Source organism: Paenibacillus bouchesdurhonensis, assembly GCF_900155685.1.
In the GTDB taxonomy this organism is placed as follows: Bacteria; Bacillota; Bacilli; order Paenibacillales; family Paenibacillaceae; genus Fontibacillus; species Fontibacillus bouchesdurhonensis.
On sequence record NZ_LT732548.1, the window covers coordinates 2,114,636 to 2,130,645 of the forward strand.

Below are 16,010 nucleotides of genomic sequence, written 5' to 3' on the forward strand. Positions count from 1 at the left end.
CTCGCGCTGCGACGGAGGCGGCAGAGGCGGCCGCTGCCGAGCTCGGGCGCGAGGAGCCGGTGCTGCTGCTGCGCCTGGACCAGCTCGAGCAGGCGAAGGTGCTGCAGGCGGAGTGCGAGGAGCTGGAGGCGGAGGTGAAGCACCTCCAAGCCAAGCGTGAGCAGGGAAGTGCGCAGCACCGGCAGCTCAGCGAAGAGCTGGACAAGCAGGAGCAGCTGCTGGCCAAGGCGCAACAGCGCAAGCAAGAGCTCGAGGAGCGGCTGAAGCAGAACGAAGTGAAGGCATCTGACCGCAGGCAGGTTCAAGAGGCGCTTTCCCGGCAGCAGAGAATAAACAATGCCCGTGAGGCGTTGAACAAGGCGGAGGCGGATGAGCGCAAGCATGTGCAGCAGTCTGCCGAGGCAAATACTCGCTTGGAAACTCTGGCCAAGGAGGGAGCAATCTATTCGGAGGAGCGTCAAGCTCTGATCGGGAAGGGATGGCAAGCTAGAGAGAGGTTGGCAGGACTGAAAGCTGGGGCTGCTGAATTCGAGAAACGAGTAGAGCGTCATGAAGCGGCTTTGAAGCGCTTCGCTAAAGAGCGGGATGAGCATCAATGGTCTTTGCGATTGGCTGAGGCGCTAAGCAGCGGACAACCATGTCCGGTGTGCGGCTCAACAGAGCACCCATTGCCGGCGGCTCCGAGCACGGATACAAGCAGCTTGTATTTGGGCGAGTCGGAACTGGAGAAGGCTGGGGTTCTGCTGGTGCAGGCTCGCGATCTCCGCTACGCGGTGTCCAGAGATTCGGATGCTTTTAACAGCTTATTAAATACGATGGAGGGCCAGTCTCAGGGTCAGGTTGGTGACAAGGATGAGAACAAGCTTCAGGCTCACAATCTAGATATAACTCAAGATCCAAGTCAAGATCCAAATCAAGATCAAGGTAGTTCTGCCATTTTTGCAGCATACCGGGAGGCTGCCGCATCGATCTCCGTTGAATCGGATGCACCGCCCTCTTTCGAAGCAGATGTAGACGAAATAGAGCTGAATATCGAATCGCCCGAAGCGATAACTGTATTAGTACAGCAGCATGAGGGCCTGACGACAGAACAGGACGACTGGCACAGGGAATTTGCTTATTTTGAGCAACAAGCCAAACTACAGCAGCACAAGTTAACCGAGATACAGACCAAGCTGGCTTCTGCAAAGGCGGAGGCCACCTCGGCGGCCGCATTAGCCGAGCAATCCTGCCAGAACAGCCTTGCATGCCGGGATGAGCTGGCCCAGCTTAATAAGGAATGGGAACAAGAGCATCCGGATTTGACTCCTGATGAAGCGGTAAGCCGAATGGAGCAAATTCACGAGCGTGACCGCATTACGGAGGAGATCAAGCAGCGATTAGCTCTAAGCATACCTTTTATTGAAGAGAAGACGGCGAATATCGCCCAACTGCAGCGCGGCATCACCGAACTTGATAAATCATTATTGCAGTGGGAAATTCAAATGCAGGGCAAACAGGATTTACTCCGAGATAAGAAGGCTCGCCTAACGACCTGGATTGGCGAGGAATCTGCTGACATCCTGCTACATAATACTCGGCAGCGCATTGATTTATTGCGGACACAGGCTGAAGCGGGCAAGCGCAGTCAATCAGAAGCAGAGATAGAACGTCAGCGGCGCAGTCAGGAAGACGTATTGGCGCAGCAAGCTGCCTTGGCGGCCCAAGAGCAGGAGACGAAGCTGTTGGAGCAGTGGCAGGCAGAGCTTGCCGCCTCTCCGTTCGAGCATGAACAGCAAGCATCAGCAGCGCTCATGGATGGGGAGCAGATGAAGTCCTTGGAGCAGCAAATCCAATCCCACCGGGATGCCGAGCGAGAGCTGATGATCAATCTTAAAGAGCTTGAGGCCAAACTGGAAGGCCGGAATGTGACGGAAGAGGAATGGCAGGAGTGCAGCGAAGCGCTGCGATTGGCCAAGGAACAGGATGAGGCTGCGTTGCAATTGAAGGCTAGGTCGCAGCGAGACTTAGAGGATCTAGACAAGAGGCATATTCGCTGGCAGAAGCTTGAGGAAGCCCGCTTGAAACGGGAGCATGAGGCGGGGCTGCTTGCCAAGCTGCAAGCTTCTCTCCGCGGGAATGCATTCGTTGAATACATTGCGGAGGAGCAGTTGATGAACGTCAGCCAAGCTGCATCACAGCGGCTGCGCTTTCTAACAAATCAGAGATACGCGCTGGAGAGCGATTCCGGTGGCGGATTTGTTGTTCGCGACGACGCGAATGGCGGAGTGAAGCGGCCGGTAGCTACTCTATCAGGCGGGGAGACATTTCTTACTTCCTTGGCGTTGGCGTTGGCTCTATCCGCGCAAATACAGCTTCGCGGCCAGTATCCGTTGCAGTTCTTCTTCTTGGATGAAGGCTTTGGTACATTGGATCCCGAGCTGCTGGATACGGTCATTACTTCTTTGGAGCATCTTCATCATGACCATTTGTCCGTCGGGATTATTAGCCACGTGGCCGAACTTCGTGCTAGATTAGCCCGCAAACTGATCGTTATACCTGCTGAAAGCGGTGGCGAAGGTTCTCGTGTTATGCTGGAGAGCCTATAGCAGAAGGCAGGCGAGCGGAATCCTAGAGCAGACAAGCGTATTTGGAACCAAAATAGATTAATAAAAAAATTAGGTGAAAACATTTTCGGAACCGTGATGTATATCACAGATACAGCTTCATCCGGCTGTTATACTACAGTTAGCCGACATCATTTTGCAAGCACCCCGTCGGACGTATTGGTGACAGAGACTCTTTTGGGTCCAATACGTCCGTACGACCAGCGAACTCGATTCCGAGGGAGCAGGGTGCTTCTTTTTTTTGCTAATTTTAGGTATGATGGTACATATATATTCGTAGGAGGCAATGGAAATGGAAAATTGTTTGTTTTGCAAAATCGCAAAAGGAACCATCCCATCAAACAAAGTGTACGAAGATGATACCTTTCTCGTATTCCATGATATTCAGCCGGCGGCGCCGACGCATGTACTGATTATTCCCAAAAAGCATATTGCGACGATGAACGATGCGGGACCCGAGGATTATGCCATGCTCGGAGAGTTGCACCGGGTGGCTCAGGAAGCCGCAAAGAAACTGGGGGTTGCCGAGACGGGCTATCGCCTCATCAACAACTGCGGCCCTGACAGCGGACAAGCTGTCTACCATATCCATTATCATTTAATAGGCGGGGCAAAACTCGGAGCACTTGTTCAAAGTTCCGATTCACATGCCATCTAAAAATTTAATGGTGAAAATGAAAGATAAAAACTAGGTGTTTGGTTGACACCCCATTTATTTTTCCCCTATAATGAAGAGTGATGAACCGTGTTATGCTCTTGGACGGTCTGGTCGGAGGGAGGGAAAACTGGTGTCTGAAACTAAAGTTCGCAAAAACGAGACAATTGATGCTGCACTTCGTCGCTTTAAGCGTTCCATCGCAAAGGATGGCGTATTGGCTGAGGTGAAGAAACGCAAGCATTATGAAAAGCCAAGCGTAAAGCGCAAGAAAAAGTCCGAGGCTGCTCGTAAGAGAAAGTTTTAGGAGGAATTAGCTACCAATGAATCTTAGCGAGCGATTGAACGAAGATATGAAGCAAGCGATGAAGAGTCAAGACAAGTTCAAACTCTCCACCATTCGAATGGTTCGTGCTACGATCAAGAATCTTGAAATAGATCTGAAAAGACCTTTGAACGATAATGAAGTGCTTGATATCCTAAGTCGTGAAATCAAACAGCGCAAAGATGCCCTCCAAGAATTTGAAAAAGCAGGACGCGATGATCTTGCTGCAAAGGTCAAAGCTGAAGCTGAGATTATTGCCGTGTACCTTCCTGAACAGCTTACAGAAGAAGAAATTAAAGTCATTGTACAGCAGACCATCCAGGAAACCGGTGCTTCTTCGAAGGCAGAAATCGGGAAAGTCATGAGCGCACTAATGCCCAAGGTCAAAGGCCGGGCAGATGGGAAGCTCGTGAATCAGGCGGTTCAGCAGCTTTTGCAATAGCATACGCAAACGAACACCTTCTACATTATGTAGAGGGTGTTTTTTGTTGTGTGCATTTATGCTTCAACCAGGTTGAGTTTTTGTAATATTACCGCATACCGCAGCAGGAATGCTGCTTACTCGATCTTATGAACGAAATTGTTAGAAAAGCAGGTAATGAGACTTCGACATGCTTCCATCGTCATTTCCATCAACGGATCCCAGCTCCACGCAAACAATGAAATACAGTTGTTCTGAGGAATAGTCGCCATAAATTCAAATAGAAGCATTAAATCCAGTTAAACTCCAATCTCCAATTTTCAAACTCTAATCTCCAGTCTCCAAACACCAAACTGAACTTGATGAAGAGGGTTACTCGTCAAACTGGTTAATCGCTCTGCCTCCTTTTTGCCCCGGCTCTCATAAATTCATCCTCAGGCGCATATTTTGTAGGGTAGAGGAAGGAGGGTTGCCTTAAATGAGCCAGTTATCACGGAAAATTCGCAAATGGGCAGTCGAAGCTCTCGACTTGCCGGGGGAACTTGTATTCGATTTACCGAGGCTCACCATGATCGGCAACAAGCAACTGCTGATTGAGAATCATCATGGCTTGGTTCACTTCTCTCCGGAGGAAATGCATCTTGAGCTAAAGCAAGGGATGCTGAAGGTGGAGGGAGCAGAGCTTGTGATCAAGGCAATCATGCCCGAGGAAATCATGATTGAAGGCCGGATTTTCGGCATTAAATATCAAGGAGTGGAGGAGTGAACCCTCATGAAATCATCGGTGTTGTCCCGTCTGCGCGGCAGCGTGACCATTATCGTCCGTGGTCAGCATCTCGAGCAGCTAATTAATGAGCTCGCCAAGGAAGGCATAGAGATATGGAATGTGCGTCCCCTACCGGAGCGAAAGATGGAGATGAACATACAGCTGGACGACTACTTCGCCCTTCGTCCATTATTAAAGCGGACAGGCTGCAGGATGTCCGTCAAACGCCGAATAGGCGTGCCATTTTTGCTCAATAGGCTGTGGCGCCGCAAGATTTTTATCGCAGGCTTTGCTCTGTTTATAGCAATAATATTTGCTCTATCCTCTCTTGTGTGGGATATTGAGGTACAGGGAAATGAAGAAATCTCTACCGAAGACGTGCTGCTTGCTGCTCGCGCGGAGGGGATCTATCCTTTCCAATGGATATTCCGCATGCCAAAGCAGGACAAGTTATCGGCTGAATTAACGCGCAAGCTGCCAGGGACATCTTGGGTCGGTGTATCTCGAAGCGGAACGCGGATTACCATTCAGGTCGTTGAAGCCACTCGTCCAAAGGAAGAGGAACTGCATAGCCCGAGCCATCTTGTCAGTAACTCCGATGCCATTATTACGCACATTTATGCCGAGAGAGGGCAGCCTGAGGTGAAGAAGCATGATCGGGTCAGAAAGGGGCAGGTGCTCATTGCCGGGGTTCAAGGCAACAGCTATGTTGTAGCCAAAGGAGAGATTAAGGGAAGCGTTTGGCATGAGTATAATATTGAGGTGCCGCTAGTGCGGAAACAGAATGCATACACCGGGGAAAAAAAGGTGAAGGGGTATTTATTCTTTGGCAAAACGGCCATCCAAATTACCGGCTACGGAAGCGTGGGGTTTGCCCATTTCCAAACATTGAGTGAGATTGACCCGCTGACCTGGAGAAGCTTGAAGCTTCCCATCGGCTGGATGAGCGAGAAGCTGCTGGAAACGACAGAAATTCAATTGAAGATTTCGGAAAAAAAAGCAAAAGAAGACGGTATCGAAAGAGCTTTAAGAGACATTCATGCGAAACATGGTGTCGAATCGAAAATAATGAGTCAAAAAATTTTGCATGAGAAGTCAGACAATGGTAAAGTTTATATGAAAGTGCTTTTTGAAGTAGAGCAGAATATAGCGGAAGAACTTCCGATAGTACACGAGCAAGGAGAATGAGTCTATTTGTCAGAACAAATTTCGCATACAAAAATTACATTGCAAAATGCATCAGAAGGGTTGTCTTTATTCGGTCCGCAGGATACTTTTTTGAAGCTGGTCGAGCGCAGCGTGAGCGCTGGCGTCGTTTTGCGAGAGTCGGAAATATCGATCCGTGGCGAATCCCGTCAGGTGGAAATTGCTAAGCAACTGTTTGAAGTACTGCTGGAGCTGATCCGTAACGGCTATATATTGACCGAGAGAGACGTCCTCTACGCGATCGATTTGGCGAAGGAGCTCCGCGCCGATCAATTGCTTGATTTATACAAGGGTGAGATTGCTGTCACCTATCGAGGGAAACCGATACGGGTCAAAACGATTGGACAGAAGCATTATGTGACGACGATTAAGAAGCGTGACATTGTGTTTGGTGTCGGCCCAGCGGGAACGGGCAAAACTTATTTAGCTGTTGTCCTTGCGATTACTGCTCTTAAGGAAGGCACGGTCAAACGGATTATCCTTACCCGGCCTGCGGTAGAAGCGGGAGAGAATCTTGGGTTTTTGCCAGGTGATTTGCAGGAAAAGGTAGACCCTTATTTACGTCCACTGTACGATGCTTTATATGATGTGATGGGACCTGAGCAAACGGCTAAAGCATTGGAGCGCGGCCTTATCGAAATTGCGCCGCTCGCCTATATGCGTGGTCGGACGCTTGACGATTCCTTTATTATTTTGGACGAGGCCCAGAATACGACGCCGGAGCAGATGAAGATGTTTTTGACGCGACTTGGCTTTGGTTCCAAAATGGTCATCACGGGTGACGTAACACAGATCGACTTGCCCAAAGGGAAGAAGTCGGGGCTGATCGAAGCGAAGAATATTTTGCAGGAAATTGAAGAAATCGGGTTCGTTTATTTTACGGAATCAGACGTTGTGCGTCATTCGCTTGTACAGAAAATTATTGTTGCTTATGACCGTGCTGCTGAAAATCAGGGTTAATCCGACTAGCTTGGAACCTACAGTTGAACCGATCATATTCCTAAATGTATAAATGTAAGGTTGCCGGGCTTTAAATTTTTCAGGAGGGCTGTCACTATGACCTCAAACGAAACGCAAAAAGGTAAAATGCTGCAATCCCGAACAGCCGGATGGAGACATAGCGTATCTGTACGCTATGTTCTGTTTGCGCTGCTTATTATTATGTTCTATGCTAGTTTGGCGCCTAAGCTGCTGCCAGAAACCTATGATATTGCTGTTGGGCTGCCGAGCGACAAAGAAATCCTCGCTCCTATGGAAATTCCGGATACCAAGGCTACGCTGAAGGCGCAGGAAGAAGCAGCTGAAAAGGTGGGGCAAGTTTACACGATTCTGCCGCTACGCAATGAGGCGCTCATCGGGCAAATGCTTGATCGGATATTCCGCCTTAACCAGGATGATCAGGTGTCGACCGACGATAAGATTAAAATTTATCGTGAAGAATTGCCTCAGCGGGCTGAGGATCATATTCAGAATTTTATTCGGAACAACAGAAATTCGCCTAACTATTCCGAGAAGCTGTTCGAAGAAGTGAACGAGCGGATCAGTGAGCAGGCTTATCAGATTTCTGAAGAGACGTTTATTAAAATCCCTCGGCTGACACCGGAGGATATAAATGAAATGAAGCCTGTGGCTGCCGATATTGTAGCTAGGCTGACTACAGATCAAATTGTGGATGCCCAGACAGCGCGTGCCAAGGTTGCGGAGCAAGTGAGCACGAGTTCGTTGAGCAAGCGCGTATCCCGAGAAGTCGTCCAGGAGTTGGCCCGGCTAGCGATTACAGCAAACAAGTTCTATGACGAGGAAGCTACAAAAGCGGCGAAGGTAGAAGCGCGCGAGAACACGCCGACCGTATTCATCAAACAAGGGGATGTGCTGGTGCAAAAAGGGGAGAAAATTACCCCGGAAATGTACTCCTTGCTGGAAAAGAACGGGCTGCTCAAGGATGAAGTGAATTATTGGCCGCAATTCGGCCTGGTTATTCTGTCTTCGCTGCTGGCGGTCGGTCTTATTATGTATATCCGTCAATCGGAAGGCGCCAGCCGCTTCAAGTACAACAACGCGCAGTTCGTTATGCTGCTTCTCATTATTTTGATTACGATTATGTCGATGCACGTCGTCAATATTGTGCAAAATGAACAGCGGCCTTATATCGGCTATATTGCGCCTGTCGCGGTAGGAGCCATGCTGATTACGCTGCTGCTTGATATGTCTTTGGCTTATATTTGTTCTATATTGTTCAGTATATTGGCTAGTATTATTCTTAATGTGCATAAAGGCCAAATTTTTGATTTCCAATTTGGATTCTTTGCAGTCGTAATTTCCTTTGCAGCTATATTTGCCATCCACCGGGCCAGCCAGCGTTCGACGCTGCTAAAGGCAGGGATTATGATTACGCTGTTTGGGGCCTTGGCGGTATTCACGCTGATTCTGGTTGATAATAATGGCTGGACGGAATCCAGTACGCTGTATGCCATTGGATTTGCCGTGGCAGGCGGGCTGCTGACGACGATCCTAGTGATTGGCCTAATGCCTTTCTTCGAGGTCACATTCGGGATACTTTCCGCCTTGAAGCTGGTCGAGCTCTCCAATCCGAACCATCCTTTATTGCGCAAGCTGCTCACGGAGACGCCGGGAACGTACCATCATAGCGTCATGGTCGGCAATTTGTCGGAGGCGGCCGCGGAGGCGATCGGCGCTAACGGATTATTGTGCCGGGTAGGCTCGTATTATCATGATATCGGAAAAACAAAGCGTCCGAGCTATTTTATCGAGAATCAGAACAATATGGAGAATCCGCATGACTTTATCGATCCTAAGCTAAGCAAATCGATTATTATCGCACATGCCCGTGACGGGGTAGAGATGCAAAAGGATTATAAGCTGCCTAAGCCGATCCGCGACATAGCGGAGCAGCATCATGGAACGACCTTCCTGCACTATTTTTATCATAAGGCGCTTAGATTGGCTGAAGAGCAGGGCGTTGAACCGGACTTTACGGAGGAGGACTTCCGTTATCCAGGGCCGAAAGCGCAGTCGAAGGAATCGGCGATTGTCGGAATTGCCGACAGTGTAGAGGCGGCGGTTCGCTCCCTGCGTAAGCCGACCGTGGAACAGGTTGAGACGATGATCGAGAAGATCATCAAAAGCCGTCTCGACGACCATCAATTCAATGAATGCGATCTGACGATGAGAGAGCTGGATGTCATCGCTCAGACGTTGAAGGAAACGGTGATGGGCATTTTCCATTCGCGGATCGAGTATCCGGAAGAAATTAAAAAGGTAAGTAATGGAGAGAAAGACGGGGGGCAGGAAGGTCATGGGGCTAAAGCTTGAATGCAACAATGAGCAAGAAATTCTCGAAATCGGGGAAGATTTAATAAAGCTATTGAATACGCTGCTGCAAAAAGCGGGAGAGGCCGAAGGAGTTTCCGAAGGCGAAGTAGCCCTTACTTTTGTGGATGATGAAGAGATCCATGCGCTCAATCGAGAATATCGAGGGATTGATCGGCCTACGGATGTGCTCTCTTTTGCTATGAATGAATCGCTGGAAGATGAGCAAGAAATTATTTACGAGCTGGAGGAAGGCGAAGAGCTGGAGGACGGCTTTGGCGACATGCTCGGAGATATTATTATTTCGGTGGAGACGGCGAAGGCGCAAAGTGAAGATTACGGTCATTCTTTGAACCGGGAAATCGGATTTTTATTCGTTCACGGCTTCCTGCATCTGCTTGGCTACGATCATCAGGATGCAGCGAGCGAAGCGGAGATGATGGGGAAGCAGGAGGCTGTCCTCGCCCAAGTAGGGCTGACCCGCTAATGAAGCCCGCACCGAAATGGAGCGACACTTTCCGTTATGCTGCTGAAGGCATTGTATCAGCGCTGAGGTCGGAGAGGAATATGCGGATCCATTTGCTAGCCGCGGTCATTGTTCTGCTGGCTGCCATGTATTTTCGGCTTCCAGGTCGTGATATCGCAGTGCTGCTTATCGTCATTGGCCTTGTCATTGCGGCAGAGCTAGTTAACACGGCGTTGGAATCCATTGTGGATCTCGTCTCGCCGGAGTGGCATCCACTCGCGAAGAAGACAAAGGATACTGCGGCCGGCGCAGTGCTTGTCATGGCGATGGTTGCGGTATGTGTGGGATGCTTGCTATTTTATGAGCCGGTCATGGGGTATTTTCAGTAGCTCCTGATGACGAAATGCAAGAGGAGAGTACTTACGTTTTTCTTATTGCCAGAGGAGATGATGACGATGGATAACACGAATTTGCTGTTAGAAGCGATTAAAGCACGGGCTGCTGCGTATATCCCTTATTCAGGCTTTGCGGTCGGCGCCGCACTGCTTGATGCGGATGGCCATGTTCATCACGGCTGCAATATTGAGAATGCGGCCTACGGGCCAACCAACTGCGCGGAGCGCACAGCGCTGTTCCGTGCTATAGCGGATGGACTTGCTCCGCGAAGCTTCCAGGCGCTTGCTGTTATCGGCGAAACGGATGAGCCCATTGCGCCGTGCGGTGTATGCCGTCAGGTTATGCTGGAGCTGTGCAGTCCCGACATGCCCGTTATTCTTGGCAACATGAAAGGCGATATTAGGGAAACGACGGTTGCCGAGCTGCTGCCTGATGCCTTCGGGCCTGCCGATTTGCAGAAAGCGTAATCTCACATCAGATGCAGTATCGCACGAAGAAAGGACTAGAGAAAATGGCGAAGAAAAAGTTTAAATCCGGGTTTGTAGCCATCGTCGGCAGGCCGAATGTCGGCAAATCGACATTGATGAACCATATTATTGGGCAGAAAATTGCAATTATGTCCGATAAGCCGCAGACGACGCGGAACAAAATCCATGGTGTATATACGACAGATAACATGCAGATCGTGTTCCTGGATACTCCAGGCATCCATAAGCGCCAATCGAAGCTTGGGGATTATATGAACACGACCGCATTGAATACATTAGGCGAAGTAGAAGCTGTACTGTTCCTCGTGGATGCTTCCGAGGGATTCGGAGGAGGCGACCGATTCATTATCGAGCGGCTGAAGGACGTCAACACTCCCGTGATTCTCGTCATGAATAAGATCGACCGGATCGAGCCGGAGCAGCTGCTGCCCATGATTGAGCAGTATCGCGATCTGTATAATTTTGCAGAAATCGTGCCGATTTCTGCAATACTCGGCAATAACGTCACTACGCTGCTTGAGCAAATCGGCAAATATTTGCCGGAGGGGCCGCAATATTATCCTGAAGACCAGATTACCGATCATCCTGAGCAATTTGTCTGTGCCGAATTGATTCGTGAGAAGATTCTGCACTTAACGCGTGAGGAAGTGCCGCATTCCATTGCAGTGACGATCGAAGATATGCGGGTGGAGGATAATGGGGTTGTCTATATTTCCGCGGTAATATTTGTAGAGCGGGATTCGCAGAAAGGAATCATTATCGGCAAGCAGGGCGCGCTGCTTAAAGAAGTCGGCAAGCAGGCAAGACAGGATATTCAAAATTTACTCGGTTCAAAAATCTTTCTCGAGCTATGGGTCAAAGTGAAGAAGGATTGGCGGAACCAGGAACGAATATTGAAGGATCTTGGCTTCCATCGAGACGCTTAGCCCGCGGATGGCTGCTTGTTCGAGACGAGCTAATCCGCGGTTTTATGCTCATTTAATACTTGTCAGTTATGGTAGTTATTACATCACATAGTCCAGGCTCACCGGGTCATCCTATTATTCATAATGCAGCTTCATTTCCGAAGAAAGGATGAATACGAATGCGAGATTTTTCGTGGAAGTATTTTGCGATGACTGGAGATGTCGATGCTTACATGCTATACAAAGAATCCGGCAGCGATTCCTCAGGGGAAGCTGCGGCAGCGGCAGAGCTGGATGCTACGGAGCAGGATGTAGACGCGGCTCCGCTGTAACAACAAAGCAGGCTTGGGGGAGAAACATGCTATACAGGGTGGAAGGAATCGTCATCCGCAGCATGGATTATGGTGAGGGGAACAAGATCATTACGCTGTGCACGGCAACGCACGGCAAGATCGGGGTTCTCGCCCGCGGGGCTAAAAAGGTCAAGAGTCGTCATGCTGCTCTGACCCAGCCATTTACTTATGGTGAATATACGTTCTATAGGCAAAAAGAAGGTCTTGGAACGCTTAATCAAGGTGAGATTATAGAATCTCACTTTTCTTTACGTGAAGATTTATATTCGGCGGCCTATGCATCCTATGCGTGCGAGCTACTGGATCGGACGCTGCAGGATGAAGAAGTCGGCAGCTTCTGGTTCAATCAGCTTAAGGCTTGCCTGGCCGGACTCTCCGCTGGCAAGGATCCGGTAATCGTCATTCATTTATTCGAAATGAAAATATTGCAGGCGGCTGGTTACGGCCCGGTCATAGAGGAGTGTCTATCCTGTGGACGGCAGGACGATACGCACTTCATCAGCCCGCGGCTTGGAGGGAGACTGTGCCGCAGCTGCAGGCATCATGATCCTGCCGCGATGAAGGTAGCCCCGGGAACCTTCAAGCTTTTATCATTGTTTGAGCGCATGGATCTGCGCCGTTTAGGCAACGTTGAGGTAAGGGATTCGACAAAGGAAGAGTTAAAAAAAATTATGCGTGCTTTCATTGATATGCAGCTTGGCCTGCAGCTGAAATCCAGGAACTTCCTTGATCAATTAGACAAATATGAAATTTGACTTTATATTCGTAATTCATGTATTATAGAAAAGATTTCTCTTATTAGAGACTCGTGCGTTGAATGGGAAAAGTAGTGGTTCTTTAACCGGATTAGCGACTCGGGGATGGTGCAAGCCCGAGCTGGAGAGATTCATGAAAGGGCGGCCCTGGAGCACGAAAATGATCGTGAAAAAGCGGATTTTGCAAAACGACGGCTCATATGGCAGCCTGCCGTAATGCAAATCAAGTAGGGTGGAACCGCGGGAAGTAACAGCTCTCGTCCCTACGTCTGAACAGCAGGCGTAGGTGACGGGAGCTTTTTGCACGTCATTTTACCGTCAGCTGAACACGAACAAGTGTGAAGGAGTTGTGGTTCATGAATTTTCAACAAATGATATTAACGCTGCAGCAGTTCTGGGCGGAGCAGAATTGTATCGTTGTGCAGCCTTATGATGTGGAAAAAGGCGCAGGAACGCTCAACCCGATGACGTTCTTGCGTTCGATTGGGCCGGAGCCTTGGAATGTCGCTTATGTAGAGCCCTCCCGCAGACCGGCGGATGGCCGGTATGGCGAGAATCCGAACCGGTTGTATCAGCATCATCAGTTTCAGGTTATTTTGAAGCCTTCTCCTGATAATATTCAGGAAATATATCTTGAGAGCTTGGAGCGGCTTGGCATTAACCCGCTGGAGCATGATATCCGTTTTGTTGAGGATAACTGGGAGCATCCAGGTCTCGGCGCATGGGGCCTAGGCTGGGAAGTATGGCTTGACGGTATGGAAATTACGCAGTTTACGTATTTTCAGCAAGTTGGGGGCATCGAAACGAATCCCGTCGCCGTTGAAATTACGTACGGTATGGAGCGCCTCGCTTCTTACATCCAGGAGAAGGAAAACGTATTCGACCTCGAGTGGGTTAATGGAACATCGTATGGCGATGTATTCCATCAGCCGGAATTCGAGCATTCCAAGTACACGTTCGAGACTTCGGATGTGAAAATGCTCTTTACCTTATTCAACATGTACGAACAGGAAGCTTCCAAGGCTATGGATCAGCATCTTGTATTTCCGGCCTATGATTACGTCCTGAAATGTTCGCATACGTTCAATCTGCTTGATGCGCGCGGTGCGATTAGCGTGACGGAGAGAACAGGGTACATTACGCGCGTGCGTAATTTGGCCCGCCAGGTGGCGGCAACGTATTTGGAGGAACGAGAGAAGCTTGGATTCCCAATGCTGAAGAAAGGGGGCGAAATCCATGGCTAAGGATTTATTATTTGAAATCGGGCTTGAGGAAATGCCGGCCCGTTTTATTCGCGGTGCTATGGAACAGTTGAGTGATCGGACGGTAAAATGGCTGGACGAGCACCTGATCCAGCATGGTGAGGTTGCTGTTTATGCGACTCCTCGCCGCCTAGCGGTGCTGGTTAAAGAGGTGGCGGACAAGCAAAAGGACGTTCACGAAGAAGTAAAAGGCCCTTCGCGCAAAATCGCTTTGGACGAAAATGGACAGTGGAGCAAAGCAGCGCTTGGTTTCGCGCGGAGTCAAGGTGCTGATCCGGAGCAGTTCACCTTTAAAGAGCTCGGAGGCACCGAGTACGTATATGTAAGCAAGAGCCAGACCGGTGTTGAGACTTCTTCGATCATAGCCGGGGGATTGGCGGATATTCTGCATGCGATGAACTTCCCGAAAAATATGCGCTGGGGCAGCTATGAATTTAAATTCGTACGGCCGATCCGCTGGATAGTAGCTTTGTTGGGCAGTCAGGTTATCGACATCGAAATCGCGGGTGTAAAGTCAGGCAATGTTACGCGTGGGCATCGTTTTCTCAGTGGAGAGATTGAGATTGGACAGCCGTCGAATTATGTGGAGGCGCTGCGTAAAGGCCATGTGATCGCTGATGTGGATGAGCGCCAGGAAATGATACTTCAGCAAATTAACGCCTTGGCTAAAGAGCAAGGTTGGAATATTTCGGTGAAGGAAGATTTGCTGGAGGAGGTACTGTTCCTGGTGGAAACGCCGACCGTGCTGTTTGGAACCTTCGAGGAATCATTCCTGCACATTCCGCAGGAGGTGCTGATTACTTCGATGCGCGAGCATCAACGTTATTTCCCGGTACTGAATGAACAAGGGGAGCTCCTTCCTTATTTTGTAACTGTGCGGAATGGCAATGCCGATCACATCGAAGTTATTGCCAGAGGCAATGAGAAGGTGCTGCGGGCTCGGTTGTCCGATGCTAAATTTTTCTATGAAGAGGATCAGAGGCTGGCGATTAAGGATGCTTTATCGAAGCTGGAGAGCATTGTCTTCCATGAGGAGCTTGGCACAGTCGGCGATAAAGTACGCCGTATCCGGCGCAATGCCGAGAAGCTGGCCGCTGAGCTAGGGATCGATACGGGAACCGCTGAAGCGGTTAATCGCACCGCGGAAATTTGCAAATTCGATCTCGTTACACAGATGGTCTATGAGTTTCCCGAGCTACAGGGCGTGATGGGCGAAGATTACGCGCGCAAGGCTGGAGAATCGGAAGCCGTGGCGAAGGGGATCTTCGAGCATTATCAGCCTAGATTTGCCGGCGATGCGGTACCGGGCTCCGAAGTAGGCTCGATTGTTAGCATTGCCGATAAAATCGATACGATCGCAGGCTGTTTCTCTATCGGCATTGTTCCGACGGGGTCGCAGGATCCTTACGGTCTTCGCCGCCAGGCTGCAGGGATCGTACAGATTATTTTAGAGCACAAGCTCTCGCTTACGCTTCCCGTGCTGTTCGAAATCGCCTTGGAAACACATCAACATTTCCATGATTTGAAACGATCGAAGGAAGAGATATTAAAAGATCTGACGGACTTCTTTGGACTACGGATTAAGAAGACGCTGTCTGATCATGTCCGTTACGATGTCGTAGATGCGGTCATCTCAGCGGGCTATGACGATGTAGTTTCCGTTATGGCAAGAGGAGAAACGCTGATGGCTGCGGTGAACAATCAAGACGATTTCAAAACGACGGTCGAATCGTTTGGCAGAGTAAGCAACTTGGCTGCGAAGGCATCTTCTGAGAAAGTGCGTTCGGATTTATTGAATGAGCCAGCGGAATCACAGCTGTACGAAGGCTGGAAGTCGGTGAAGACTGAATATCAAAAGGCATTGGAACAACGGGATGCCGTCAAGGCTTTGCAATTGATTTCTAGCCTGAAAGGCGATATTACCTTGTTCTTCGATAAAGTCATGGTTATGGCTGAGGATGAAACGGTTCGTGCCAATCGTCTGGCATTGCTCAAAGCCATTGATGAAGACCTGAGAATATTCGCCGATTTCAGCAAGCTCGTTTGGGCATAATACCAGATTAAAAGGGTGGGAGT

At 49.5% G+C, this 16,010-nt stretch carries 17 protein-coding genes; all 17 read left to right on the forward strand.

The annotated features are described in order from the left end of the window. The coding region (locus CZ379_RS13670; RefSeq protein WP_110932122.1) for an SbcC/MukB-like Walker B domain-containing protein at positions 1 to 2,588 on the forward strand (2,588 nt) is incomplete at its 5' end. A gap of 310 nt (positions 2,589 to 2,898) precedes the next feature. Beyond that, complete coding sequence (locus CZ379_RS13675) at positions 2,899 to 3,264, forward strand: histidine triad nucleotide-binding protein (protein ID WP_110932123.1); 366 nt, start codon at positions 2,899 to 2,901, stop codon at positions 3,262 to 3,264. A gap of 130 nt (positions 3,265 to 3,394) precedes the next feature. Further along, entirely contained in the window at positions 3,395 to 3,568 is a 174-nt protein-coding gene (gene rpsU, locus CZ379_RS13680; RefSeq protein WP_005547957.1) for a 30S ribosomal protein S21, read from the forward strand. Positions 3,569 to 3,584: 16 nt separating this feature from the next. Beyond that, entirely contained in the window at positions 3,585 to 4,028 is a 444-nt protein-coding gene (locus tag CZ379_RS13685; protein ID WP_110932124.1) for a GatB/YqeY domain-containing protein, read from the forward strand. 457 nt (positions 4,029 to 4,485) lie between these two features. Next, entirely contained in the window at positions 4,486 to 4,773 is a 288-nt protein-coding gene (gene yqfC / locus CZ379_RS13690; protein ID WP_110932125.1) for a sporulation protein YqfC, read from the forward strand. A gap of 6 nt (positions 4,774 to 4,779) precedes the next feature. Continuing rightward, complete coding sequence (gene yqfD, locus CZ379_RS13695) at positions 4,780 to 5,961, forward strand: sporulation protein YqfD (RefSeq protein WP_110932126.1); 1,182 nt, start codon at positions 4,780 to 4,782, stop codon at positions 5,959 to 5,961. Between the two features lie 6 nt (positions 5,962 to 5,967). Beyond that, positions 5,968 to 6,939: a PhoH family protein gene (locus tag CZ379_RS13700; protein WP_110932127.1), complete on the forward strand. Its 972-nt coding sequence runs from the start codon at positions 5,968 to 5,970 to the stop codon at positions 6,937 to 6,939. Between the two features lie 96 nt (positions 6,940 to 7,035). After that, positions 7,036 to 9,312, forward strand: coding sequence for an HD family phosphohydrolase (locus CZ379_RS13705; protein WP_110932128.1), 2,277 nt, complete (start codon positions 7,036 to 7,038; stop codon positions 9,310 to 9,312). Further along, positions 9,296 to 9,796 carry an rRNA maturation RNase YbeY gene (gene ybeY / locus CZ379_RS13710; protein ID WP_110932129.1) on the forward strand — a complete coding sequence of 167 codons (501 nt, stop codon included), beginning with the start codon at positions 9,296 to 9,298 and terminating at the stop codon, positions 9,794 to 9,796. Before CZ379_RS13705 ends, ybeY begins: the two co-directional genes overlap by 17 nt. Next, positions 9,796 to 10,164 carry a diacylglycerol kinase family protein gene (locus tag CZ379_RS13715; RefSeq protein WP_110932130.1) on the forward strand — a complete coding sequence of 123 codons (369 nt, stop codon included), beginning with the start codon at positions 9,796 to 9,798 and terminating at the stop codon, positions 10,162 to 10,164. Before ybeY ends, CZ379_RS13715 begins: the two co-directional genes overlap by 1 nt. Positions 10,165 to 10,230: 66 nt before the next feature. Next, on the forward strand, positions 10,231 to 10,638 hold the full coding sequence (locus tag CZ379_RS13720; RefSeq protein WP_110932131.1) for a cytidine deaminase: 408 nt from the start codon (positions 10,231 to 10,233) through the stop codon (positions 10,636 to 10,638). Between the two features lie 44 nt (positions 10,639 to 10,682). Continuing rightward, positions 10,683 to 11,585: a GTPase Era gene (era, locus tag CZ379_RS13725; RefSeq protein ID WP_110934375.1), complete on the forward strand. Its 903-nt coding sequence runs from the start codon at positions 10,683 to 10,685 to the stop codon at positions 11,583 to 11,585. 158 nt (positions 11,586 to 11,743) lie between these two features. Continuing rightward, positions 11,744 to 11,896 carry a YqzL family protein gene (locus CZ379_RS13730; RefSeq protein WP_110932132.1) on the forward strand — a complete coding sequence of 51 codons (153 nt, stop codon included), beginning with the start codon at positions 11,744 to 11,746 and terminating at the stop codon, positions 11,894 to 11,896. A 26-nt stretch (positions 11,897 to 11,922) separates the two neighbouring features. Beyond that, positions 11,923 to 12,672, forward strand: a complete 750-nt coding sequence (gene recO, locus CZ379_RS13735; protein ID WP_110932133.1) for a DNA repair protein RecO — start codon at positions 11,923 to 11,925, stop codon at positions 12,670 to 12,672. Between the two features lie 58 nt (positions 12,673 to 12,730). Further along, entirely contained in the window at positions 12,731 to 12,889 is a 159-nt protein-coding gene (locus CZ379_RS26215) for a hypothetical protein (RefSeq protein ID WP_199925605.1), read from the forward strand. 139 nt (positions 12,890 to 13,028) lie between these two features. Then, the gene (glyQ, locus tag CZ379_RS13740; protein ID WP_110932134.1) at positions 13,029 to 13,916 is read left to right on the forward strand and encodes a glycine--tRNA ligase subunit alpha; all 888 of its coding nucleotides are present in this window, start codon (positions 13,029 to 13,031) and stop codon (positions 13,914 to 13,916) included. Next, the gene (gene glyS / locus CZ379_RS13745) at positions 13,909 to 15,987 is read left to right on the forward strand and encodes a glycine--tRNA ligase subunit beta (protein ID WP_110932135.1); all 2,079 of its coding nucleotides are present in this window, start codon (positions 13,909 to 13,911) and stop codon (positions 15,985 to 15,987) included. Before glyQ ends, glyS begins: the two co-directional genes overlap by 8 nt. The last annotated feature ends 23 nt before the right edge of the window (positions 15,988 to 16,010 follow it).

Coding starts and splice junctions, on each gene's coding strand:
- yqfC (WP_110932125.1), top strand. CDS start 4,486: ATGAGCCAGTTATCACGGAAAATTCGCAAATGGGCAGTCGAAGCTCTC.
- yqfD (WP_110932126.1), top strand. CDS start 4,780: ATGAAATCATCGGTGTTGTCCCGTCTGCGCGGCAGCGTGACCATTATC.
- recO (WP_110932133.1), top strand. CDS start 11,923: ATGCTATACAGGGTGGAAGGAATCGTCATCCGCAGCATGGATTATGGT.
- CZ379_RS13715 (WP_110932130.1), top strand. CDS start 9,796: ATGAAGCCCGCACCGAAATGGAGCGACACTTTCCGTTATGCTGCTGAA.
- glyS (WP_110932135.1), top strand. CDS start 13,909: ATGGCTAAGGATTTATTATTTGAAATCGGGCTTGAGGAAATGCCGGCC.
- glyQ (WP_110932134.1), top strand. CDS start 13,029: ATGAATTTTCAACAAATGATATTAACGCTGCAGCAGTTCTGGGCGGAG.
- CZ379_RS13720 (WP_110932131.1), top strand. CDS start 10,231: ATGGATAACACGAATTTGCTGTTAGAAGCGATTAAAGCACGGGCTGCT.
- era (WP_110934375.1), top strand. CDS start 10,683: ATGGCGAAGAAAAAGTTTAAATCCGGGTTTGTAGCCATCGTCGGCAGG.
- CZ379_RS13685 (WP_110932124.1), top strand. CDS start 3,585: ATGAATCTTAGCGAGCGATTGAACGAAGATATGAAGCAAGCGATGAAG.
- CZ379_RS13730 (WP_110932132.1), top strand. CDS start 11,744: ATGCGAGATTTTTCGTGGAAGTATTTTGCGATGACTGGAGATGTCGAT.
- CZ379_RS13705 (WP_110932128.1), top strand. CDS start 7,036: ATGACCTCAAACGAAACGCAAAAAGGTAAAATGCTGCAATCCCGAACA.
- ybeY (WP_110932129.1), top strand. CDS start 9,296: ATGGGGCTAAAGCTTGAATGCAACAATGAGCAAGAAATTCTCGAAATC.
- CZ379_RS13675 (WP_110932123.1), top strand. CDS start 2,899: ATGGAAAATTGTTTGTTTTGCAAAATCGCAAAAGGAACCATCCCATCA.